This window comes from Mesorhizobium denitrificans, assembly GCF_003403035.1.
Classification (GTDB): domain Bacteria; phylum Pseudomonadota; class Alphaproteobacteria; order Rhizobiales; family Rhizobiaceae; genus Mesorhizobium_G; species Mesorhizobium_G denitrificans.
The window spans coordinates 1-20,185 of record NZ_QURN01000014.1 but is presented as its reverse complement, the minus strand read 5'-3'; the positions used below and the strand labels follow the sequence as shown (position 1 = coordinate 20,185).

The window sequence follows — 20,185 nt, the reverse complement described above, 5'->3', positions numbered from 1 at the left end:
ATGACGGATGCAATTCAAGCAATCACCATGCCCAAATGGGGCATGACGATGACTGAGGGACGCCTCGCCGCGTGGCTGGTGAAGGAAGGACAACAGATCCAGGTCGGCCAGGAGTTCATGGAGGTCGAAACCGAAAAGATCACGAATGTCGTCGAGAGCTTGATCGCAGGAAATATGCGCAAAATCATCGTACCGGAAGGTGCAAGCGCACCTGTTGGGGCGCTGCTGGCGGTTGTTGCTGAGCCGAATGTTCCCGAAGCCGATATCGACACCTTCATCAGCAGCTATGCCGACCGCGCAGGACGTTTGGACGACATGGAGGACGGGCAGGTAGTCGCGCGGGTTCTGACCTGCGGCCCCCACAATCTCAATGTGCTGTCCATCGGGGAGGGGAGTGGCATACCTGCCGTTCTTGTTCACGGTTTCGGTGGCGACGGTGGAACATGGCTTTTCACCCAGGACGCACTGGCGCAAAATAGAACGGTTCATATCATTGATTTGCCAGCTCATGGCGCCTCCACACCCAGTCTCTCGTCCGGAACCATTGAGGAGCTAGGCTCGGCGCTGATCGCGGCATTGGACGCGCTCAAAGTCGAGAAGGCTCATTTGATTGGGCATTCGCTCGGGGGCGCTGTGGCGCTTTCGGTGGCAGAGCGCGCGCCGGAGCGGGTAAGCTCGCTTTCGCTGATTGCGCCAGCTGGCATCGGCGAACAAATCTCAAGTGAATACATCGATGGCTTTCTAAGCGCGGACCGCCGCAAGCCTATGAAAGACGTTTTGGCGCGTCTCTTCTCTTCGTCCGATGCTGTCAGTGCAGAGATGGTCGAGAACGTCCTGCGTTTCAAGCGCCTGGATGGGGTGCCGGAAGCGCTAACCGCAATTGCGCGCAATCTTGCGTCCGACGGCAAGCAGAAAATCGATCTTCGTGCCACGCTCAATGCGACCGATATTCCTGCCTTAGTTATCTGGGGTGAAGGTGACGCCATCATACCCGCCGCGCAGGCGATCGGTCTGTCACCGAATGTAAAAGTCGAGGTCATCGGTAATGCCGGCCACATGCCGATGATGGAGGCGTCTTCAAATGTAAATCGCTTGCTGTCTGCTCATCTCAACGCTGCGGACGCGGGAGAATGACGGGCAAATCAAACAGAGGTCTTCCCGGCCTTCGTGGTGCCGAACATATCGGCATAACGGTGCCCGACTTCGATGATGCGGTCGATTTTTTCGTGCGTGTGATTGGTTGCGAGTTCATTCTCGACGGAGGCGAATATGCGGATCCGGACTTCATGGAGCGGCAGATTGGCGTCGATAGATCGTCCAGATTTCGCTGGGGGTTCGTGCGCTGCAAGGCTGGTCCTAATTTCGAAATTTTCGAATATGTCGCGCCAGATCAAGAGCAAGCGCCGCCGCGAAACAGCGACATTGGCGGGCATCATATTGCGTTCTACGTAGACGATATTGACGCGGCCATAGCTCATCTGCGTGAGCAGGGCGTGACCGTGCTTGGCGAAATCCAGCATATAGAAAGCGGTCCTGCAAAGGGCTCGCTTTGGGTCTATTTCCTTGCCCCGTGGGGCTTGCAGATGGAACTTGTCAGCTACCCTGATGGCAAGGGTGCCTCGGATTCGCCAGCGCGCCGATTGTGGCACCCGGCGCGTCCGGATCGGTAGGGGGCGTGCGCATGGCTCCCCATCGGAAAGCACGCCTCCAATGATCGACTATGATTTCCTGCGCTCGCTCGATTTCACGGTGGCCTGGACATACCTGCCGGCACTGCTCAGTGGTCTTTTGACCAATATTCTGCTCACAGGTATCGGCTTCTTCTGCGGCGGCATCGTCGTGGGCACGCTGCTCGCGCTGGCAAACCTTTCGTCGCGCCGCATCATTCGCTGGCCTGCGCTCGGCTTCGTGGAATTCTGGCGCTCCACACCTCTCCTCGTACAGGCGATATGGGTCCATTTCGCGGTTCCTAGCCTGACCGGCATAGCGACTACGCCCTTCGAAAGTGCCTCGATTGCCTTGATCTTCAACGTCGCGGCCTACTGCAGCGAAATCATTCGCGGGGGGATACTTGGCGTTGGCAAGGGGCAATTCGAAGCCGCCAAGGCTCTTGGGATGCGAGCCTTCGCGACATGGCACAAGGTGATCCTGCCGCAAGCAATTCGCCTGATGCTGCCGCCACTCGTCGGAACGACTATCAGCATCTTCAAGGCAACCGCAATTCTTTCGGTGCTCGCGATCAATGATCTTTTGCGTGCAGCCAGCCGTCTCTCGACGTTCACTTTTCAACCGGTGGAGATCTACACCACGGCAGCCTTGCTGGCGTTCGTCGTGGGGCTTTGCATCAGTGTGCTCGGTTATCTCGCAGAGCGCGCCTTGAAGAAGCGAGGCGCGTATGGACATTGATCTCATCCTTCGCAACAGCGGTGCTTTGTTCGATGGAGCGAAGATTACGCTCGCCATTACCTTTGTCGGAGCCGTCATCGCCATTGTCGGCGGCAGCGCAATCTGCGCTATGCGCATTTCCTCAGTCGGTGCGCTCCGTGTTTTTGCGCGAGCCTACATACTTTTCTTCCGCGTAACGCCGGAAGTGATCCTGATTTTCTGGGCCTATTATTGCATCCCGTTGATCTTTGCGACGACCGTCTCCGGCTTCTGGTCGGGAACCGTCGTGCTGGGTCTGATAGGTGCTGCCTATCTCGCAGAGATATTCCGCGCTGGAATTCAGGCTGTGCCTCAAGGTCAAAAAGAGGCCGCGGAGGCTCTTGGGCTTAGGGCATTTCCGAAATGGTCGTTCGTGATCTTGCCGCAAGCACTCAAATTGGTGATTGCGCCACTGGTCAACTACTTCTCCGAATTCCTGAAAAACACGACGCTGCTTTCCGCCATCGGCGTCATGGACCTAACGCTGCAGGCATATCTGCTTGGCGGGCAGACATACCAGTACATCACCTTCCTCTCGGCAATCGCGATTATCTATTTCGCGATGATCTTCCCCGTCACGCTCTATGCCCGCCACCTTGAGGCGAGGCTTTCCAACAGGTCGACGCGACCAACGAGTTGGCGAGGGTTCGGTTTTCGCCGGAGATCAACTCAAGATATTGTTTCCAAGGCATAAAAACCAGAAAGGGGAATGCAATGACATCGCTGCTGAAACGACTTGGCTTTCTGAAAATACTACTTGTGCTGGCCTTTGCCTTGGCGGTTTCTCCCGCCCTGGCCGAAGACCTGATCAAAGAAATCAAGGACCGTGGAGTGTTCAAGGTCGGCATGGCCGAAAGCCCGCCATGGCAATCGCCAAATCCGACGACCGGTGAATATGAAGGCTTCAACGTCGATCTGGCCAACAGGGTCGCCAAGATCCTCGGCGTTAAGCTCCAGATCGTTCCAGCGACCTGGGCGACGCTTATTCCGGGGCTCGAAGCGAAACAATACGACACCGTGTTCGCAAATCTTTTTGCAACGCCTGAACGCGCCGTGGTGGTGGACTTCACGGAACCTTATTCGACCTATGGCTTCCATATCGTGACGAACAAGAAGAAGGGCATTACTTCTATTGACGCCCTGAACTCACCGGATTTCACATTTGTCGGCCAGAGTGGAACGGTTGAAGAAAGCTATCCCAAAGAGCTTTTCCCCAACGCTAAGGTGCGCGGTGTCGTAACCAACGATATCGCAGCATGGATCGGCGAAGTCGCGTCCGGTCAGGCTGATGCCGCTTTCCTCGATCCCGGCACGCTGATGCTGCTCAAGGTTCGCGCACCAGCGCTTACGGATCGCATTGTGGTGATGAACACGGAAGACCAGCTCGTCAAGCCGGTGGGTCTTGCCTACGCGATTCGTCCCGGCGATCCGCATTTCCTGAACTTCCTTAACACCTTCATCCGCGACGTCGTTCGCAACGGCGAGAACGTGAAGCTGCGCGACAAGTGGTTCCAGGAATTGGCCAAGGCAAAGTAACAGCAGATACCGGGCGCAGCCGGCCTGTCTGACTGCGCCTGAACCTTGGTAGGGAGATACGACCTTATGGAAGTGAAGCGCTTCAACGCCCGCGCGATCCAGAACGCGCATGCCGACCGCCAGCGCCTTTATGGAGAGGAGGAACGGTCTATCATCAGCCTTGAGAGCCTGGATAAGGCACTCGCGGAGATAACGACCTGGCCGGGCTATTCGCCGACGCCGCTGCTAAGGCTGAAAGGTCTGGCCTCCAAACTCGGCATTGGTGAATTACACTACAAAGACGAGGGGCAGCGCTTTGGGCTCAAGAGCTTCAAGGCCATTGGCGGTGCCTATGCGGTGCTCGCCATCTTGCAGGAATTTATCGCGGGCAAGGGCATAAAGGAGCCTGTGTCAGCAGCCGATCTCATTTCGGGCAAGCATCGAAATCTCATTGCGGATGTTGTGGTTGCCGCAGCTACTGACGGCAATCATGGACGCTCGGTTGCGTGGGGCGCGAAGATGTTCGGCTGCTCCTGCGTAATTTACCTGCATGAGCATGTGAGCACTTCCAGACAGCGCGAAATTGAAAAATACGGTGCGCGGATCGTCCGGGTGAAAGGCCACTATGACGATTCAGTGCAACGATGCGCGGCGGATTGCGTGGCGAATGGCTGGTTTCTTGCGGGGGACACGTCGAATGCTGCGACTGCGCATGTGCCGTCGCTGATCATGCAGGGCTATACGATCATCGCAGACGAAATCGCCGACGAGATGGGTAACGAAGCACCTACCCATGTGTTCGTCCAGGCAGGTGTCGGTGGATTGGCCGCAGCAATTGCCGCATATTATTGGGAAAAGTTGGGGGCACAGCGCCCGAAAATCATCGTCATAGAACCGCACCGTGCGGACTGCATCTACCGCAGCATCGCTGCTGGAAAGCCAACCGCCGTTCCGGGTGACACAAATACCGTCATGGCATGCCTTGCTGCGGGCGAGGTATCTGCCCCGGCGTGGATTGTTCTGAAGCATGCCACCGATGGGGTCATTACTCTGCCAGAAGAAGCTGCTCCTGAAGCAATGCGCCTGCTCGCTGCCGGTGTTGGTGGCGACCCCGCTATCGTTGCAGGAGAGTCAGGCTGCGCTGCGGTAGCCGGATTGATTGCTGCAACGCTCAACCCCGAAGTCAAAACCTTATTTGGCCTCGGAAAGGACTCGAGGATCGTAGCGATCGGCAGTGAAGGGGCAACGGACGAAGAAGCATATCAGCGAATTGTGGGACGCGCCTCTGAATCAGTCGCAGCCTGAAATCGGGAACAGGAGAATCGCATGGACGGCCATTTGCTTGAAGGAAAGACGGCGTTCATCACGGGAGGTGCGCAAGGCATAGGGCTTGCCGTAGCCGAGGCCTATCTGCGCCAGGGCGCGAAGGTGATTGCAGCCGATGTCGCCCCACATTCGCTGGAAAGCGCCCAGACACACCTTGATGGGATCGCATCTGGCCGCGCAAAAACGGTGTTGCTCGACGTGACCGATCAGGAGGCGACCGAACGATGTGCGGACACCTGCTTTGCTGAAGGCGGCGTTGACATCATCGTGCCAAATGCAGGGATTTTGGTACTCAAGCACGCGATCGACACTGATTTGGCCAGTTGGCGCCGCGTCATAGATGTCAATCTGACCGGAGCGTTCATAACCGCCACATCATTTGCGCGCCGCATGGTGGAGCGGAAAAAAGCTGGGCGGATAATCTTTACAGCGTCGCTGTTCGGCGTTCGCGGTGGCCGCGAGAATGGTGCCTATTCCGCATCCAAGTTCGGAATGGTGGGGCTGATGCAGTCCATGGCTGCGGAACTTGCGGATAAGGGCATCCTCGTAAACGCTGTCTGTCCCGGTCAGATCGATACCAAAATGATCCAGCAGCTTTTTCAGGATCGTGCAAAGCTGCGCAACGCGTCACCGGCTTCGTTGCGCGCCGAATTGGAGTCGAAGATTCCTATCGGAAAGCTGGGGCCGCTCGACGAACTCGCAGGCGCATATGTTTATCTTGCTTCTGATTTTTCACGCTACGTCGTCGGTCAATCGCTTGTCGTTGATGGCGGATGGCAGGTTGGTTGATGAGCGCTGCTTCAGAAAACGCTGCAGACATCAAATCAGTCGCGCAAGCGCAGCGACAAGAGCTGCTGGGGCTTTGCGCAGAATTGGTATCAGCACGAAGCCCGCAGCCTGAAGGTGACACGACCGCACCGGTCCGTGTCCTTTCGGCCTTTCTGGAAAAGCATGGCCTTCGGCCTGAGATTCGCAGTGCGACGCCGACCAAGCCAAATATCGTGTGCGGATTCGATACTGGCAGGCCGGGGCCTCATCTCATTTTGAATGGTCATATGGACACACTGAACCCTGGCGATCCTTCTGATTGGCTGGTTCCGATTTATCAATTGCAACAGCAGGCCGGACGCATCACGGGGCTTGGCATCGGCAATATGAAAGCAGGTGTCGCCGCGCTGGCTATGGCCTATGTCGGTTTGTCGCGAAATCGCGCCGCGCTTTGTGGAAAGATCACGCTCACGCTGGTTGCGGACGAAGTTGTGTTCGGCCCAGACGGAACAGCGTTTCTGTTGGACGGCGACGAAAGCTTGTTGGGCGATGCCGTGATCAATGCCGAGGGTCCCGGCGGAATGAACTTGGCGATTGCGGAAAAGGGCCTGCTTTGGCTTTCGATTGAAGCGACTGCACCGCCCGGTCAAGGCATGCTTTCGCAACAGGGATCATCGGCAATCGCCCGCCTGTCCAAACTTCTCGCCAGTCTCGACCAATGGAATGATGAGCAATCTGCGCCGCCGCCTGATGTTGCGGTTCTTGCCAATAATGCGGGCGAACACGGGCTCAGGCTTTCTGTAAACGCGGGGACAATAAGCGGGGGCAGTTTCGTAAGCCAGGTCGCGACCAGGGCGGTTGCCGAAGTGGATTTTCGCGTTCCGCCGGGAATGAAAATAGACAAGATCATGAAGCGCGTATGTGCGCTGGCCGAGCAAATTGGCGGCATCAAGGTAACCCGCATCAAGGGGTGGGATCCCAACTGGACTGCTATCGACAGCGAGCTTTGCACTGCAATGCTTGACGCGACAGCAGCTATACGTGGAGAGGCTGCGCGTTCCGTTGTTCGGTTGCCCGCAAGCGATGCTGCTCGCTGGCGCGCGCGAGGAATTCCGGCGATTTGTTATGGCCCTCAGGCAGAACTCGCGTCGGGCGTAAATGATTATGTCTACGAAGAGGATGTCGTCGACTGCGTAGCCGTTTACATGGCAGCGGCGGCTCAGATCTGTGGCGGCGAAGGGCGAGGTGCAACATGGCTGTCGCTCTGATCGCAGGTGGGTCATCGGGAATTGGGCTGGCCGTATTGCGCGCATTTCGTGAACGCGGCGACGATGTGTTTTTAGCTGATATCGATGAAACTCGTTCGCTTGCGGCAGTCTCGGAACGTGGAGCAGGCAAAGCGCGCTCGATGGTGTGCGATCTGTCGACAAGGGAAGGGCCACGGCAGGCGGTCGAGGCCGCGCTCGCTGAGTATGGTCGCATCGACTGTGTCTTCGCCAATGCAGCTATCCTTGAATCGGCGCCATTGCAGGAATGGAAGGCCGAGCAATGGGAAAAGTCGCTGGCGCTTAACCTGTCCATGCCTTTTTACCTGACCCAGGCTGCCGCGCCGATATTGGCTCGCTCTGACAATGCGAGCATCATTTTGACGGCATCGACAGGTGCGTTGCGCGGTCACGCGGGAATGCCCGCATATCATGCGACGAAATCAGGATTGCTGGGTCTTTGTCGCGCGCTGGCAGACGAGCTTGCCCCTCAGGGCACGCGCGTGAACTGCCTCCTGCCGGGATGGATAGATACGCCGTTCAACGACAGTTTCTGGAGGTTTCAAGCCGACCCGGTGGAAGCGGAGCGTGCGCTGCTGCGTCAGATACCGATGGGACGTCAGGGCACGCCCGAAGATGTTGCTGGTACGGTTCTGTTTCTTGCATCGCCCGCCGCGCGTTATGTGACGGGCACTTCATTGGTTGTCGATGGCGGGTACACCGCCGTCTGAATGGAAAGGGCTGCAAGCATGCTGGCCGACTCATTTGCGTCGCGAGAACGACCCGTATTGGTGGGGCGGGGAGGCGCGATTTCCGCGGCTGATCCGTTTGCTGCTGCGGCCGGACAAGAGATATTGTGCCGCGGCGGAAATGCCGTTGAAGCCATGATTGCGGCGCAGGCCGTTTTGGCGGTGGTTGCTCCCAATGCCTGCGGCTTGGGTGGCGACATGCTTTGCCTTATTCGCGAGCCCGGGGGAAGAACGCGCGCATTTAATGGCACCGGGGCAGCGCCAAGGAAATTGACGCACGTGGCCAACGATGGTGGCGCCAGCATCACGGTGCCAGGCATAGTGGGTGCCTGGTCTACGGTGCTCGCCGCCTATGGAAGATTACCTCTGCACACAATTTTGCAGCCGGCCATAAAACTTGCCCGTCTCAAGATGCCCGTTACGCCTTCACTCATGCGCGCCTTGCAGGACCAGAGAGCGCGGCTGGAGCGCAATGGTGCTGCTCAGTGGCAATTGCTATCTGCGCGGGCCGGTCAGCTGGTAACCCAGGAAGAACTGGCAATGACGCTCGACCGGATCGGCAAAGAGGGCGCTCATGCGTTCTATTCCGGCGTGTGCGCCCAAGCCATTGTAAGTGCAGTGCAGCGGCAGGGCGGCGCACTCGATCTTGATGATCTTGAAGCTCACGAAACGGTTGTCACGGAGCCGATCTCGATTGATTTCAAGGGAATGCGGCTGCTTGTGCAGCCCCCTGTTTCTCAAGGCGTCTTGCTGGCGATGGCGACCAAAGGTCTTTTTGAGCTTGGCGAGATTCCTGCCGACAGAATCGATCACGCCGGTATCGAGCTTACAGAGGCGAGTTTTGCGTATCGTGATCAGGTTGTGCGCGGAGCATCGCTGCTCGATGAAAAATTGCAGATAGACTTGAACCGCGCAGCGAATAGAGGTGGTCCGCGCGCCTATCTGCATACGGCTGGCGTTTCAGTCGCCGACAGGCATGGAAATTGTGCTGCTTCGCTGGTGAGTGTTTTCGATGATTTCGGCTCAGCGGTCTACGTTCCCGAATGTGGCTTTACTCTCAACAACAGGGCCGGAGGCTTCACCTCAAAGCCGAACGACGCCATGCCGGGAAAGCGACCTGTGCACACGCTTGCGCCCGCCATCCTTGAAACGCCTCACGGACCTCTGGGATTGTCAACGCCCGGTGCTGATGGACAGGTTCAAACGCTGCTGCAAGTCATCTGCGGCCTGACGATTGAAAAGCTCGACCTCGCGCGCGTTGTCGGTCGACCGCGCTGGCGCAGCGAAAATGGAAAACTGCTCATCGAAAAGAGCCATCCTCAAAAAGAGAATCTCGCCGAACTCGGCCACAAGGTCGTCGAGATGCCCGATGGGGATATGCGGGCAGGTGCAGTAACTGCTGCGGGTTTCATCGATGGATCGCCTGTAGCCGTTGCCGATTGGCGCCGCACGACATGGGCAGGTGTTGTCTGATGACGGAAGATACCAACCCAATTCTTGATCGCGATTTGGCGAAGCGTGCGTTCGAACGAATCCGCGCGGCGCTTGAAACCATGCTCCGTGATGCGTTCGCAGATCGCACGGGATTTGCGGTTGTCGTCACGACTTTCGATGAACTCGCATCACATAAATCCGGTGGCACGTTTCGCGGCAATTGCCTGCTGGTCACATCAATTGGCGACCTCTCGGCATCACCTTATCCCAATCTGGAAATAGCGCTCAGCAAGGCTCAGATATCGGCACGCACGCGTTTGCCTACCTCACAACTTCCATCGCACTACTATCGCGGCGCAGACACTGTTTATGCCGGTAGTGCCGTGCTTGAGGGAATTGTGGTTGCCTGCGCTGGTCTGGAGCCGAGAGACGACGAGATGATTGCGTACTGGATCGCCGCCGCGGTCAAGTCAGAAGCAGCACTGGCTGTTTCGCAATACCTTGCAAGCAATCCTTCAGCGGATTTCTTCAAAGGATCGCAAGCCTCGACTGTTTAGCACGAACGGTAGCGCGGCGGGGTTTCCATCATCTCCATCAAGAGCTCTTCCGCGCCGAAGCCAGCTCTTGGTAACGACAGTGCGCGCTGACCGTCATAGCCAAGCAGGCGGCGCACGCGCGCATCCATATAATAAGCACCGGCTATGACTTGGAATAGCGTTTCGAAGACCTGCGGGGCGTTGCTTTGCATTAGGTGCAGGTCAGCCTCATCGATACTGCTGCCAAGTGAAGATAGCGTCCGGATGAGGGGCTGAACCAAATCCGGTCGCGAACGCAGCACTTTGTCGAGTGGCGCATTTGCAAGATCGATGTCGCTGGCGGAGGGCATTTCATTGGTTCGAGGCAAGATCTTGTCTGCGATGACAGACAATTGGGCGCGATGCTCCGCATCCAGTGTTTGAAAAGGCAGTCCGGGCCGTTCCATCAAAGAGACCCCCGTATTTCTCGTCTCTTGGTCAAAAGGTTCTCTGCGGCACGCAAGGCGATTGCTGCGATCGTGGCTGCGGGATTGACCGAGGAGCCGGTAACAAAAACGCTGCCATCGACTATGAATAGGTTCTCCACGTCATGCGCGGCACAGAACTGATCCACGACTGAATCATCGATATCGTCGCCCATGCGGCATGTGCCCAAAGGGTGCCAGCCATACTCTGGCATAATCTCGGCGCTCTGTGTCTTGTAGGCCCCGGAGGCTTCGAGAGATTCCGCTGCCCTCTCTCTGTTGAAGCGCAGTATTGCCTTCGAATTCTCGGATAGTGTGTACTTCAATCGCGGCGCCGGAATGCCATCGCCATCGCAAAGACTGTCATCCAGCGTGACCCGATTTTCCGTCTCTGGAAGATCGTCGCATGAGATACCCCATATCGCGGTCCGGCCAAGCCACTCACTGACCTGTCGGTGCAGGTCTGGTCCCCAGTTCAATTTTTGCCGTTGGAGAACATGGCGGCGTGGAGAGGACCACCGGAAGGCCCTAAATTCCATTTCGCGCCTCTTATGAAAGCGAGATCGGGACGCGTCTCCGCGAATTCAAGCGAGTATAGGCTTTGTCCCCAATGGCCTTGCCAGGTTTCCATAGGTTCATCGAAGAAGCCGACTACACGCGTGAATGGGTGCATCATGAGCCGTTTCCCCACCAATCCGGAACCGTTGGCAAGGCCATTGGGATATCTTGCGGAGTGAGAGAGGAGCAGCAAACGAGGCGTACCAATCGCGTTTGCTGCAAGAATTACGACGTTGGCCACCACTCGATATTGCGTGCCGCTTCGGTCACTGTAGATCGCCCCAGTGGCCCGCCCATGACTGTCGTGCGTTATCTGGCTCACGCGCGCGCCTGTGATGAGCTTTGCCCCCGCTCGCTCAGCAGCAGGCCAATGGGTCAAGTCGACTGAAGCCTTCGCCCCTTCATTGCAGCCATATCCGCAGGTGCTTCGCTGAACGCAAGGGTTTCTACCTTCATAGTGGCGCGAAGCTATGGCATTCGATCCGGGCCACCAGTGCCATCCCAGCTTGCTATGTCCTGCTGCAACCTTTTCTCCCCACACGTTGATAGGAAGGGGCGGCATTGGGTAGTCGGGAAAGGCGGGGTAGGCGGGGTCGCCGGCAATGCCCGACACGCCGAAAGCGATATCGGTTCGATCGTAGTAAGGCGCAAGATCATTGTAGGTGATCGGCCAGTCATCTGCTGCGCCGTCGAGTGTCCGCACCCTGAAATCCGATGGAAAAAAGCGCATCCAGTGCGCGCCGTAAAGGATTGTACTGCCACCGACTCCATTGAACATCAGCGGTTTCATCACTGAATCTTCGTCGTTGATAGGGTAGTCGGCTGGACCTCGACGGACATTGGGACTGGCATGCCAAGGTCCCAGAGCCGTTATTTCCCAGTCGTCCTGTCGTCCCCGATAGTCTTCCCGCTGATGCTTCATGCCTTGCTCCAGGCAGACGACCGAAACGCCTTCCTCTGCAAGCCGCGCCGCTACAACGGCTCCGGATAAACCCGCTCCGATTATGAGGGCGTCCGCGCGAATATCCGACATCGTCAACAGCCTTTTGGGTAGATATGTCAGCAGTGTCGATCTTATCTTTGCTCGGCGTCATAGGGCTGCATCAACGCCGCAGGTCCCGCTGTGCGGCGACTGTTGAAGATCATTGCAAGCAATGTCGCGACGTACGGAAGAGCCAGAAATAGCTGATAGGGCAGGTCGATCGACCCGCTGGTCTGCAAGCGGAGTTGAAACGCATCTACCGCACCAAACAGGAACGCAGCAGCCGCGCACGCGATCGGATTCCATCTGCCAAGCACGACAAGCGCCAGGCATATCCATCCTCGCCCTGCAACGATCCCGAACGTGAATGAGCCAAATGCTGCAAGGTTGAGATATGATCCTGCCAGCCCCGCCATTCCACCTGCGACAACAAGTGAGAAAAAGCGCACTTTCAAGGGGTCGATACCCGCTGCTGCCGCTGCCTGCGGGTTCTCTCCCACCGACCGGAGCGCAAGGCCAATCGGGGTATAATACAGAACGAAAGTCATCACCGGAACCAGCAGGTAAGCGATGTAGGTCAGCGCATACTGGTTGAAAAGAACGGGACCAATGAACGGTATGTCGGAGAGAAACGGTATTGGGATTGTACCGAAAGGGGTGATCGAAGGCGGCGTGCTCGTTTCCCCAAAACCCAGTCGGTAGCTGTAGAAAACCAATCCTGTTGCAGCGAGGCTGACACCCAATCCAGTCACGGTCTGGTCCAGTCGAAGGAAGACGACAAGAATGGCCATGATCGCCCCTATTGCCATTCCTGTGCAAACTGCCGCGAGGACGCCAAGCCAGAGCGAGCCTGTTGCCGCAGCGGTGCTGAAGCCGGCGAGCGCGCCGGCAAGCATCATGCCTTCGATTCCGAGATTGAGCGTGCCGGATCTTTCGGCTGTAAGCTCACTGAGAGTACCAAGCAGCAGAGGTATCGCCAGGCGCACAGCGGCAGCGAAGAAGCCAATGTCGAGAGCGAGGCCGAATATGCTCACGAATGGGGCGTCCTCTCGACAGTGCGGAATTTGATCTCGTACCGGGAGAGCGTCATTGCGACCAGGACGGCAATCAGCGATATCCCCTGCATGGCATCCGCGATGAAAAATGGAACGTTGGTCTGTCTCGACATCTCATCTGCACCTGTCGTCAAGGCAGCCAGAAACAAGGCAGCAGGTATGATGCCCGCGGCGGAAAGCCTCGCCAGCATAGCGACCACAATTCCTGCATAGCCATAGCCGGAGGAAATCGACGCTATCACCTGGAACTGCGTTCCGCCGACTTCACCCGCGCCTGCAATTCCCGCCAACGCTCCGGACAGAAGCGCCGCAAACAATGTGATGCGCGAAACATTGAGACCGGCATGCTGAGCCGCTTTCGGATTTTCCCCGACGATTTTCATGGAAAGTCCGAATGTCGTGCGTTGCAGCATCACACCAATCGCCACAACAGCCGCGAACGCAATCAGTACGCCCAGATGAAGCCGGGTGCCGCGCCAGAAGACAGGAAATTCTGCTGCCGGGAGAATGTCAGGGCTGTCCGTCCAACCCGTTACCGGGTCTTTCCAGACGCCGGATAGAAGCGCCATCATGACGTACATCACGATGAAGTTGAGCATCAACGTACTGACAACTTCATCTACGCCGAGCTTCAGCTTCAGTGTGGCGGGCAGGGCCGCAAGCGCTGCGCCAGCCAATGCTGCTGCAACAAGCATGCACGGCACCAGGAGGGGCGCTGGAAGGCTGGTCCTTGCACCGATCCAGGCGGCAGCCATCGCGCCCACAAGGATTTGCCCTTCACCTCCAATGTTCCAGAATCTCGTTCTGAGGGCAACGAGCGCCGCCAGTCCCGAAAGCACCAGAGGCGCAGCACGTGCCAGAGTTTCGGTCAGCGCAAATTTGCCACCAAATGCAGCCGAAAGCATGATTCCGAATGCTGTGATTGGGTTTGCTCCGGCGAGTGCGATCAACAGCGCGCAAATCACGAGGCTTGCGGCGACTGCAACAAGCGGCAGAAATGCGTTCTGAAGCCGGGAGATCTTGCGCGTGGATGCAACCAGCCTCATGCCCGTGCTTCCGTCAGTGCGGGGTTAGAACCATTCATCGCAAGACCGACAGATGCAACGGTGGCCTGCTCTATGGGCGTCTCCCAGATGATCGATCCCTCGTACATTACGGCGATCCTGTCGGACAATTGGAAGATTTCGTCGAGATCGTCTGAAATCAGCATGATGCTGCAGCCGGCATCTCGCAGGGTTATCAATGAACGCTGAACGAAAGCGATGGCGGAAACATCGAGCCCGCGTGTCGGTTGGGCGATAATCAACACACGTGGAGAAAAAGCGAGTTCCCTCGCCACGATTGCCTTCTGCTGGTTTCCCCCAGACATAAGGCCCACCGGCATTTGCGGATCGGGAGGGCGAACGTCGTATTCAGCGATCTGGCTTTCGGCGAAGCTCAGCACCTTGCCCCAATCAATCCAGCCCGCTCGAGAGAATGGAGGGTATGAAAAGCGCGACAGGACCATATTGTCCTTCAGCGGCATCGTACTGACGAACCCGGCGCCTATCCGGTCTTCGGGGATGTAACTCAGGCCCGCTTGCTGCATTCGCCGTGGGGAAGGGTTTTCGATAATGTCTCCATCAATGGAAATGGAGCCATGCGCAGCGCGCGCGACCCCTGCAATCGTTTCGGCAAGGGCAACCTGACCATTCCCCGATACGCCCGCAACGCCCAGTATCTCGCCCGAATGGATTGTCAGATTGATTTTGTGCGCGGCTTTTTTTGCCTCGTCGCGTTGCAGCACCACTTCACTGGCGACTAGACACGCATCCCCCCTTGTATGGGGAATGCGCTGCACGCGATCCGGTTCATGACCGCACATCATCGTCGCGAGCGTAACGCTGGTGACAGTCTTATCGTTGACGACATCAGCGACGACTTTGCCACGTCGCATGACCACGATGCGATCGGTAATAGCCATGACTTCATTGAGCTTGTGGCTGATGAAGATTATTCCGACACCATCTGCCTGCAGTGACCGCAAGGCAGAAAATAGACCCTCCGTCTCTTGTGGTGTAAGCACGGAGGTGGGCTCATCAAGAATAAGCACACGTGCGCGTCTGAAAAGGGCGCGGATAATGTCGAGGCGTTGCCTTTCTCCGACCGCAAGCGTGGAAACAACTCGAGAAGGGTCGAGCCGAAGGCCATACCCATCCGCGATTTCCTTTAGGCGGTTGAGAGCAAAAGCACGATCCAGAAAACCATTTTTGCCGGGCAAGCCGAGCATGAGGTTTTCCAGAACAGTATGGCGCGAAACAGCGTGCGAGTGTTGTTGGACCATGCCTATGCCGAGAGAAATTGCATCGGCGGTCGTAGCTATGTTTACTTCGTTGCCCTCAACAAAAACCTTGCCCTCGTCGGCGCGATAGAGGCCGAAAAGGATGTTCATCAAGGTCGTCTTGCCAGCGCCGTTCTCACCGAGCAGTCCAACGATCTCGCCGCGCTTGACCTCAAGACTTACACTGCTGTTGGCAACGGTTTTCCCAAAGGTCTTTGTGATTCCGGAGAGCACCAGAACAGGGATCTGATCGCTCATCGATGATGCTCCCGTCTCAGGAATCTCAATCGGATTTGGTTTCGCTCTCGTCGTACGCGACCTTGAACGCGCCGCTCGCGATTTCCTTCGACTTCTCTTCGATTGCAGTCTTGAGCTCAGCGGGGACCTTGGAATCGAACTCCTTGAAGGGTGCAAGATAGTTCACGCCATTCGCGATGTTTTCCAGGGTGCTGTAATCCTTGGCGGAGATATTGCCGCTGGATACTGCTTCGACCGATGCCTTTATGATCGGGTAGGGGTCCCAGATCACACTGCTCACGACAGTCGCAGGATTGATGGAGGATTGATCGGTCATGTTGCCGATTGCCAGCATGCCGCGCTCCGTTGCCGCCTCGATAACGCCGATGCGTTCAGCGAAAACCACATCTACGCCCTGATCCGCCATGGCGATGGTTGCTTCCTTGGCTTTTGGCGGGTCGAACATCGAGCCGATGTAGGCGGCCTTCATTTCAACATCGGGCCGGAAATCCTTTGCACCTGCCCGATATGCGTTCAGCAGTCCGTAGGTTGTGGGGACGGCGATACCAGCGACCACCCCAATCTTGCCGGTTTTCGACATGCCGGCGGCAAGCATGCCAGCGAGATATGCGGGCTCATAGTTCTGCCCATAGAACGTGGAGACGTTTGGCTCGGTTGGTCCCATTGCAGAGCCAAGTGTAAACGCGGTGTCCGGATAGGCTGCCGCAACACGGCGGCATATTTGTTCGGTCCCGTAAGCGTCACCGACTATCAGCTCGATGCCTTCCTCGCACCACTGTCTAAGTACACGCGAGAAATCAGCGGCCTTCACCGATTCCGAATATTTGTAGTCGAGGCCGTTTTCCTTCGCCATACGCGACATAGCCAGATGCAGCTGCGTTACGAATGGCTCCTCCATCGGGGTTTCGAAGATCGCGCGAATACGCGGCTTATTTGCTGCCGCCCAGGTTGGCGCGGCCTTGGTTGTCAAGATCGCAACGCCGGTCGCCGCCAGCGCGAGTAATTCCCGTCGGTTGCGGATCATCGGAATCCCTCCATTCCCTTTTTTGTTTATTGAGCTACTTTACGAATTGCGCTGCGCACAAATTTCGCAAACGGGAGCGATTGTTGCAAAATTCGTGCGGCAAACACTCAAAATCGCTCAAATCCATTGCCGGGATGGGGTCTAGTTACTCGAATCCGGGATCCGATGATGGAGAATGTCGTGACATCTGTGCAAAAGCTCGCGGTATTGCTTCTGGGATATGAGGTCATTCCTAAAACGGTCTCGACCCGTGATCGTGGGGGGCGGTTCGTCATGGCTGAGCCGATCTGTGCCTATCTGTTGCAGACGGAACGCGGCTATGTGCTGTTCGATACCGGGGTCAACATAGACAATATCTTGGATCCGGTCCGTCGCGAAGAATACTTTATGAGCCGTGGTTGGCTCGCTCCGCCAATCGTGCTGCCCGAACATGATTTTCTCAAACAGCTGAAGTCATGCGGGGTGGAGCCAAAAGATATTAGCGACGTCATCCTCAGCCATGTGCATTGTGACCATACCGGCAATCTCAAACACCTCCGCCATGCCCGGATTTGGATTCAGCGGCTCGAGCACGAGTTTGCATTTTCGGATCACGGTAACCTTGCGGTGTTCAATGACGATTTCGACTTTCCCGATATGAAGTGGGAAATCGTGGATGGTGATTGGGAAATGATGCCGGGGCTACGCGGGATTTTTACACGCGGGCATATGCCAGGTCATCAGTCGCTGGTGGTGACGTTGCCCAAAAGCGGTGTCAAAGTGCTGACCGCAGATGCGGGCGACCTGTGGGAAAATTTTGAGGATGAGGTGATACCGGGCGAGAGCTGCGACGATGCAGCTGCGCTTATCTCTATCCAGAAACTCAAGGCGATAGCGGCGGAATTTGATGCTGAAATGATCCTGTTACACGATCCCGTGCGTGTTCAATCACTCCGCCTATGTCCGGACTATTATGATTGATGAGGCGGCACGCCAGATAAGCGTTTATTGACGCCGATCGTCGCGACAAAATTCACTGCTAAACGTTGGAAAAAAGCTGGTACGCCGGAGACTGCGAAGATGAGAACTTCGAGTTGGAGGTCGCACTATGAACAGCACAGACGTCACCATTGGCGATATTGAAGCGCTGCACGGCCTTCTGGAGCAGCGTGACCGTCTCGAAGCGGTTTTGGCATTTCTTGAAAAGCATGGCGCAGACGAGGAGCTTTTGGGAGCTATTGATGAGGCCATCGAGGACCTGGAACAATTCCTCGATGAAAAGCTACTGAGTAAAATCCCACGCCGGCCATCCTCGACTGCATAGACCATAGGCATCAACGCCCAGACCATGCGAGCTGTCTTGTTAGCCAGCGCAACTGCCGCGACCTTCGTCGTTCGTCGTGCCATCAGGTGCACGAGCCATGGCCGACTGGTGCCATGTCGCTCGGCATAGCGGATGTAGTCACCCATCACTGACGGACTTGTCCGAAGCGCTTGCAGGAATCGTAAAGCGTGACGGCCCGTTCACCCTTCTACATGGCCTTGGGGACGGGTTTCTAACGATAGTTCCGCGCCCGACATGCGTGGCGCAAACCAGTACGTGGCGCATTGTTACGCCTGCTCTTTCGGCTTCCAAAGCAACTCATCAAGGCGGCAAGCTGCTCGAAAGATTGCGCTGCGGAGGTTGCCGTTGCCCTTTTTTGGGGAGTGGCCTGCTCGAAGCATTTCAGCAAGACAGTAAGGATTTCAGCCAGCTTGGGGGCACCATCCGGAAGCCCCTGCACGGCCAGCGCAAATTTATGAGCCTCTGAATCGTCGCCCGGTTCATCGACTTGGCCCGCAGCGAGCGCCTTGACGATCTGTTTCGGCTTGCCGGCATTCTCTTTGTAGGCGCTCTTCTTGCCGCTCAGCCGCGCTATCGCAGCGTCGCGGTGCGTTGGCTGGCTTGCGGGCTCTTTCGTTAAGAGTTTGATCGCATCGCCGACGGACAATCCCGCGTGATCAAGGTAGAACCAAATGGGCTGCCATTCGCGATTAGAATGCGCTGAGTGCGCAAGGTAAGCAGCGGGGTGCGCGACCTTCTCACGGGTCAAGCAATTTCGAAGCACTGCATCGGGCGTGATGTTTCCGCGAACGATGGTCGGCCTGATCGCATCGCCATTAGCCGTCACGTCGCCGACCAGCTTCAGCGTCGGCGCGCCCGCTTTCTCATCGAACTCGCCTTCCCGGATGAACTTGATTTGATCGAGCAAGGCCGGGCCGATCACAATCGGCCGCTTCCCATCGTCCAAAACGCCCTTGTCCAAGTCGGCGATCAAGGCGCGCGCCGGACCAAGTGCAAGCAGCCGCTCGACCAACGGGAGCACACCCAGACGGGCTACCGCGTCCCGCGCATCGAGGATGGCGCGAAGGTCGCTGTATTTGATGCGCTCGCAGCTTCCCGAATAGCGAAAGAAGATATCGCCCTCTTTCAGGACCTTCCCGTCTCCTGTGCGCACGATGACTGGCCGTCCTGGATGTTGCGCGACATGCATCACGCCGATGGTCTTGGCCCCTACCACGGCGGCGACCGTTAGCACGCTCGGCGTCGGGTCCAGATAGGATCGTATTAGCTTAGTGAAGTCCGCCGGATCGGCCTTCACGAACTCATCATTGGTGAGGCCCGTGACGGCATAGCTCTTGTCACTCTCGGCCGTCGCCGCGCCGTCCTTGTCGTGGACGCCAAAGAAAATGTAGCCGCCACGGTTGTTGGCGAGCGCTGCGATGGCCCGGATCCATTCGTGGCAATGTTTGAATCCGAAGCTCCCCTTGCATTCGTGCTGATCGGTCTCGCCGCTGCTCAGCCGCCACGTTCCGCCCGAGTCCGCCGCGAACTGGCCCGCGATGACATCGGCATGGAGCGGGCCTTTCGGCCCTTCATCCGGTGGGGATGAGGCGATGACCGTCGGGACACCGACGGCTGCGACATGTCCTTCCGGTTTAGGCGCAGCAATGAAGGCGTCGAGCTCAGCATCGGTCGCTTGCGGCACTTCCGCGCCATAGGACCCATCGCGGACTTGCGACATGCGGCCCGAGTTCACGGCGCGATCCGGGCGGTTGAAGAAGAACTGGATATCCTTGTTCTTCATGCCTCGCGCGAGCATGGCCTTGATCAGCCCGATTTCCTGATCCGTTATGCTGCGCTTGGACATTTGCTACACCACAAACACCTTCTGCACTTCGTCGCCGAAATGGTTGATCACCTTCACGCAGATGCGCCCGCTCGCGGGGCGCGGGAACGGGCGTGAGATTGTGGAGTTCATGTCCTCCCACGCCGTATTATCGATGTCCGCCTTCAGCGCCCGCTTCAAGCCTTCATAGGGGCTGTCTCCAACGAAATAGGCCTGCCGCACGAAGAAGTTGTCTTCGTCGTAATCGTCGTCGATGAACCACGCCTGTTGATTTCCACTCAGAAGTGAGCCGGGTTTTCCATCGAGAAGTGAGCCACCTCTGATTATGGATTTCGAGTCATGCTGGGGTCAATACGGT

22 protein-coding genes and 1 pseudogene are annotated in these 20,185 nt (G+C 57.1%); 13 read left to right on the top strand and 10 right to left on the bottom strand.

The genetic code is table 11. The annotated features are described in order from the left end of the window. From DY251_RS16660 to DY251_RS16610, 11 genes are all read left to right on the top strand, one after another. Nucleotides 1-1,134 (top strand): acetoin dehydrogenase dihydrolipoyllysine-residue acetyltransferase subunit, encoded by a 1,134-nt coding sequence (locus DY251_RS16660; RefSeq protein WP_116625046.1) that lies wholly within the window; start codon nucleotides 1-3, stop codon nucleotides 1,132-1,134. Further along, a complete protein-coding gene (locus DY251_RS16655; RefSeq protein ID WP_116625045.1) occupies nucleotides 1,131-1,670 on the top strand; it encodes a VOC family protein in 540 nt (179 codons plus the stop codon). The genes DY251_RS16660 and DY251_RS16655 overlap by 4 nt, the downstream gene beginning before the upstream one ends. A 40-nt stretch (nucleotides 1,671-1,710) precedes the next feature. Next, the gene (locus tag DY251_RS16650) at nucleotides 1,711-2,406 is read left to right on the top strand and encodes an amino acid ABC transporter permease (protein WP_158553270.1); all 696 of its coding nucleotides are present in this window, start codon (nucleotides 1,711-1,713) and stop codon (nucleotides 2,404-2,406) included. After that, the gene (locus DY251_RS16645; RefSeq protein ID WP_116625043.1) at nucleotides 2,396-3,118 is read left to right on the top strand and encodes an amino acid ABC transporter permease; all 723 of its coding nucleotides are present in this window, start codon (nucleotides 2,396-2,398) and stop codon (nucleotides 3,116-3,118) included. The genes DY251_RS16650 and DY251_RS16645 overlap by 11 nt, the downstream gene beginning before the upstream one ends. 20 nt (nucleotides 3,119-3,138) lie before the next feature. Next, nucleotides 3,139-3,960 carry a transporter substrate-binding domain-containing protein gene (locus DY251_RS16640; RefSeq protein WP_116625042.1) on the top strand — a complete coding sequence of 274 codons (822 nt, stop codon included), beginning with the start codon at nucleotides 3,139-3,141 and terminating at the stop codon, nucleotides 3,958-3,960. Nucleotides 3,961-4,026: 66 nt separating this feature from the next. Next, on the top strand, nucleotides 4,027-5,244 hold the full coding sequence (locus DY251_RS16635) for a diaminopropionate ammonia-lyase (protein WP_116625041.1): 1,218 nt from the start codon (nucleotides 4,027-4,029) through the stop codon (nucleotides 5,242-5,244). 21 nt (nucleotides 5,245-5,265) lie between these two features. Beyond that, nucleotides 5,266-6,054: an SDR family NAD(P)-dependent oxidoreductase gene (locus DY251_RS16630; RefSeq protein ID WP_116625040.1), complete on the top strand. Its 789-nt coding sequence runs from the start codon at nucleotides 5,266-5,268 to the stop codon at nucleotides 6,052-6,054. Then, nucleotides 6,054-7,301 carry a M20/M25/M40 family metallo-hydrolase gene (locus DY251_RS16625; protein WP_158553269.1) on the top strand — a complete coding sequence of 416 codons (1,248 nt, stop codon included), beginning with the start codon at nucleotides 6,054-6,056 and terminating at the stop codon, nucleotides 7,299-7,301. The genes DY251_RS16630 and DY251_RS16625 overlap by 1 nt, the downstream gene beginning before the upstream one ends. Next, a complete protein-coding gene (locus DY251_RS16620) occupies nucleotides 7,286-8,029 on the top strand; it encodes an SDR family NAD(P)-dependent oxidoreductase (RefSeq protein ID WP_116625038.1) in 744 nt (247 codons plus the stop codon). Before DY251_RS16625 ends, DY251_RS16620 begins: the two co-directional genes overlap by 16 nt. An 18-nt stretch (nucleotides 8,030-8,047) precedes the next feature. Beyond that, nucleotides 8,048-9,520 (top strand): gamma-glutamyltransferase, encoded by a 1,473-nt coding sequence (locus DY251_RS16615; RefSeq protein WP_199498873.1) that lies wholly within the window; start codon nucleotides 8,048-8,050, stop codon nucleotides 9,518-9,520. Beyond that, nucleotides 9,520-10,038, top strand: coding sequence for a hypothetical protein (locus DY251_RS16610; protein ID WP_116625036.1), 519 nt, complete (start codon nucleotides 9,520-9,522; stop codon nucleotides 10,036-10,038). Before DY251_RS16615 ends, DY251_RS16610 begins: the two co-directional genes overlap by 1 nt. On the opposite strand, the gene DY251_RS16605 is transcribed toward DY251_RS16610, so the two are convergent. The 7 genes from DY251_RS16605 to DY251_RS16580 are packed head-to-tail and all read right to left on the bottom strand — an operon-like array spanning nucleotide 10,035 to nucleotide 16,678. Next, complete coding sequence (locus tag DY251_RS16605; protein WP_137113485.1) at nucleotides 10,035-10,466, bottom strand: hypothetical protein; 432 nt, start codon at nucleotides 10,464-10,466, stop codon at nucleotides 10,035-10,037. The two genes, DY251_RS16610 and DY251_RS16605, sit on opposite strands and share 4 nt — an antisense overlap. After that, nucleotides 10,463-10,960, bottom strand: a complete 498-nt coding sequence (locus tag DY251_RS21805; RefSeq protein WP_245416011.1) for a GMC oxidoreductase — start codon at nucleotides 10,958-10,960, stop codon at nucleotides 10,463-10,465. Before DY251_RS21805 ends, DY251_RS16605 begins: the two co-directional genes overlap by 4 nt. Continuing rightward, entirely contained in the window at nucleotides 10,957-12,072 is a 1,116-nt protein-coding gene (locus DY251_RS16600) for a GMC family oxidoreductase N-terminal domain-containing protein (RefSeq protein WP_245416010.1), read from the bottom strand. Before DY251_RS16600 ends, DY251_RS21805 begins: the two co-directional genes overlap by 4 nt. A gap of 41 nt (nucleotides 12,073-12,113) precedes the next feature. Continuing rightward, nucleotides 12,114-13,055 carry an ABC transporter permease gene (locus DY251_RS16595; RefSeq protein WP_116625034.1) on the bottom strand — a complete coding sequence of 314 codons (942 nt, stop codon included), beginning with the start codon at nucleotides 13,053-13,055 and terminating at the stop codon, nucleotides 12,114-12,116. After that, complete coding sequence (locus DY251_RS16590; RefSeq protein ID WP_116625033.1) at nucleotides 13,052-14,122, bottom strand: ABC transporter permease; 1,071 nt, start codon at nucleotides 14,120-14,122, stop codon at nucleotides 13,052-13,054. Before DY251_RS16590 ends, DY251_RS16595 begins: the two co-directional genes overlap by 4 nt. Beyond that, complete coding sequence (locus DY251_RS16585) at nucleotides 14,119-15,654, bottom strand: ABC transporter ATP-binding protein (protein WP_116625032.1); 1,536 nt, start codon at nucleotides 15,652-15,654, stop codon at nucleotides 14,119-14,121. The genes DY251_RS16590 and DY251_RS16585 overlap by 4 nt, the downstream gene beginning before the upstream one ends. Before the next feature lie 25 nt (nucleotides 15,655-15,679). After that, complete coding sequence (locus DY251_RS16580; protein WP_116625031.1) at nucleotides 15,680-16,678, bottom strand: BMP family protein; 999 nt, start codon at nucleotides 16,676-16,678, stop codon at nucleotides 15,680-15,682. Between the two features lie 180 nt (nucleotides 16,679-16,858). Between DY251_RS16580 and DY251_RS16575 the strand changes: the two genes are divergently transcribed. After that, a complete protein-coding gene (locus tag DY251_RS16575) occupies nucleotides 16,859-17,638 on the top strand; it encodes an N-acyl homoserine lactonase family protein (protein ID WP_199498871.1) in 780 nt (259 codons plus the stop codon). Nucleotides 17,639-17,765: 127 nt separating this feature from the next. Next, nucleotides 17,766-17,981 carry a hypothetical protein gene (locus DY251_RS21660; RefSeq protein ID WP_170971321.1) on the top strand — a complete coding sequence of 72 codons (216 nt, stop codon included), beginning with the start codon at nucleotides 17,766-17,768 and terminating at the stop codon, nucleotides 17,979-17,981. An 8-nt stretch (nucleotides 17,982-17,989) separates the two neighbouring features. Here the strand turns inward: DY251_RS21660 and DY251_RS21980 are convergent. The 3 genes and pseudogenes from DY251_RS21980 to DY251_RS16560 form a co-directional block, all read right to left on the bottom strand. Beyond that, nucleotides 17,990-18,115, bottom strand: a pseudogene (locus tag DY251_RS21980) (IS110 family transposase); the annotation flags it as partial. A gap of 98 nt (nucleotides 18,116-18,213) precedes the next feature. Further along, nucleotides 18,214-19,848: an AlbA family DNA-binding domain-containing protein gene (locus DY251_RS16565; RefSeq protein WP_116625029.1), complete on the bottom strand. Its 1,635-nt coding sequence runs from the start codon at nucleotides 19,846-19,848 to the stop codon at nucleotides 18,214-18,216. 3 nt (nucleotides 19,849-19,851) lie between these two features. Further along, nucleotides 19,852-20,049: a hypothetical protein gene (locus DY251_RS16560; protein WP_199498869.1), complete on the bottom strand. Its 198-nt coding sequence runs from the start codon at nucleotides 20,047-20,049 to the stop codon at nucleotides 19,852-19,854. Nucleotides 20,050-20,185 lie beyond the last annotated feature (136 nt).

Excerpts from the sequence above, each read along its gene's own strand:
- DY251_RS16615 (WP_199498873.1), top strand. The coding sequence starts at position 8,048 with ATGCTGGCCGACTCATTTGCGTCGCGAGAACGACCCGTATTGGTGGGG.
- DY251_RS16645 (WP_116625043.1), top strand. The coding sequence starts at position 2,396 with ATGGACATTGATCTCATCCTTCGCAACAGCGGTGCTTTGTTCGATGGA.
- DY251_RS16620 (WP_116625038.1), top strand. The coding sequence starts at position 7,286 with ATGGCTGTCGCTCTGATCGCAGGTGGGTCATCGGGAATTGGGCTGGCC.
- DY251_RS16655 (WP_116625045.1), top strand. The coding sequence starts at position 1,131 with ATGACGGGCAAATCAAACAGAGGTCTTCCCGGCCTTCGTGGTGCCGAA.
- DY251_RS16600 (WP_245416010.1), bottom strand. The coding sequence starts at position 12,072 with ATGTCGGATATTCGCGCGGACGCCCTCATAATCGGAGCGGGTTTATCC.
- DY251_RS21660 (WP_170971321.1), top strand. The coding sequence starts at position 17,766 with ATGAACAGCACAGACGTCACCATTGGCGATATTGAAGCGCTGCACGGC.
- DY251_RS16610 (WP_116625036.1), top strand. The coding sequence starts at position 9,520 with ATGACGGAAGATACCAACCCAATTCTTGATCGCGATTTGGCGAAGCGT.
- DY251_RS16630 (WP_116625040.1), top strand. The coding sequence starts at position 5,266 with ATGGACGGCCATTTGCTTGAAGGAAAGACGGCGTTCATCACGGGAGGT.
- DY251_RS16580 (WP_116625031.1), bottom strand. The coding sequence starts at position 16,678 with ATGATCCGCAACCGACGGGAATTACTCGCGCTGGCGGCGACCGGCGTT.
- DY251_RS16565 (WP_116625029.1), bottom strand. The coding sequence starts at position 19,848 with ATGTCCAAGCGCAGCATAACGGATCAGGAAATCGGGCTGATCAAGGCC.
- DY251_RS16585 (WP_116625032.1), bottom strand. The coding sequence starts at position 15,654 with ATGAGCGATCAGATCCCTGTTCTGGTGCTCTCCGGAATCACAAAGACC.
- DY251_RS16660 (WP_116625046.1), top strand. The coding sequence starts at position 1 with ATGACGGATGCAATTCAAGCAATCACCATGCCCAAATGGGGCATGACG.
- DY251_RS16625 (WP_158553269.1), top strand. The coding sequence starts at position 6,054 with ATGAGCGCTGCTTCAGAAAACGCTGCAGACATCAAATCAGTCGCGCAA.
- DY251_RS16635 (WP_116625041.1), top strand. The coding sequence starts at position 4,027 with ATGGAAGTGAAGCGCTTCAACGCCCGCGCGATCCAGAACGCGCATGCC.
- DY251_RS16650 (WP_158553270.1), top strand. The coding sequence starts at position 1,711 with ATGATCGACTATGATTTCCTGCGCTCGCTCGATTTCACGGTGGCCTGG.
- DY251_RS16590 (WP_116625033.1), bottom strand. The coding sequence starts at position 14,122 with ATGAGGCTGGTTGCATCCACGCGCAAGATCTCCCGGCTTCAGAACGCA.
- DY251_RS16640 (WP_116625042.1), top strand. The coding sequence starts at position 3,139 with ATGACATCGCTGCTGAAACGACTTGGCTTTCTGAAAATACTACTTGTG.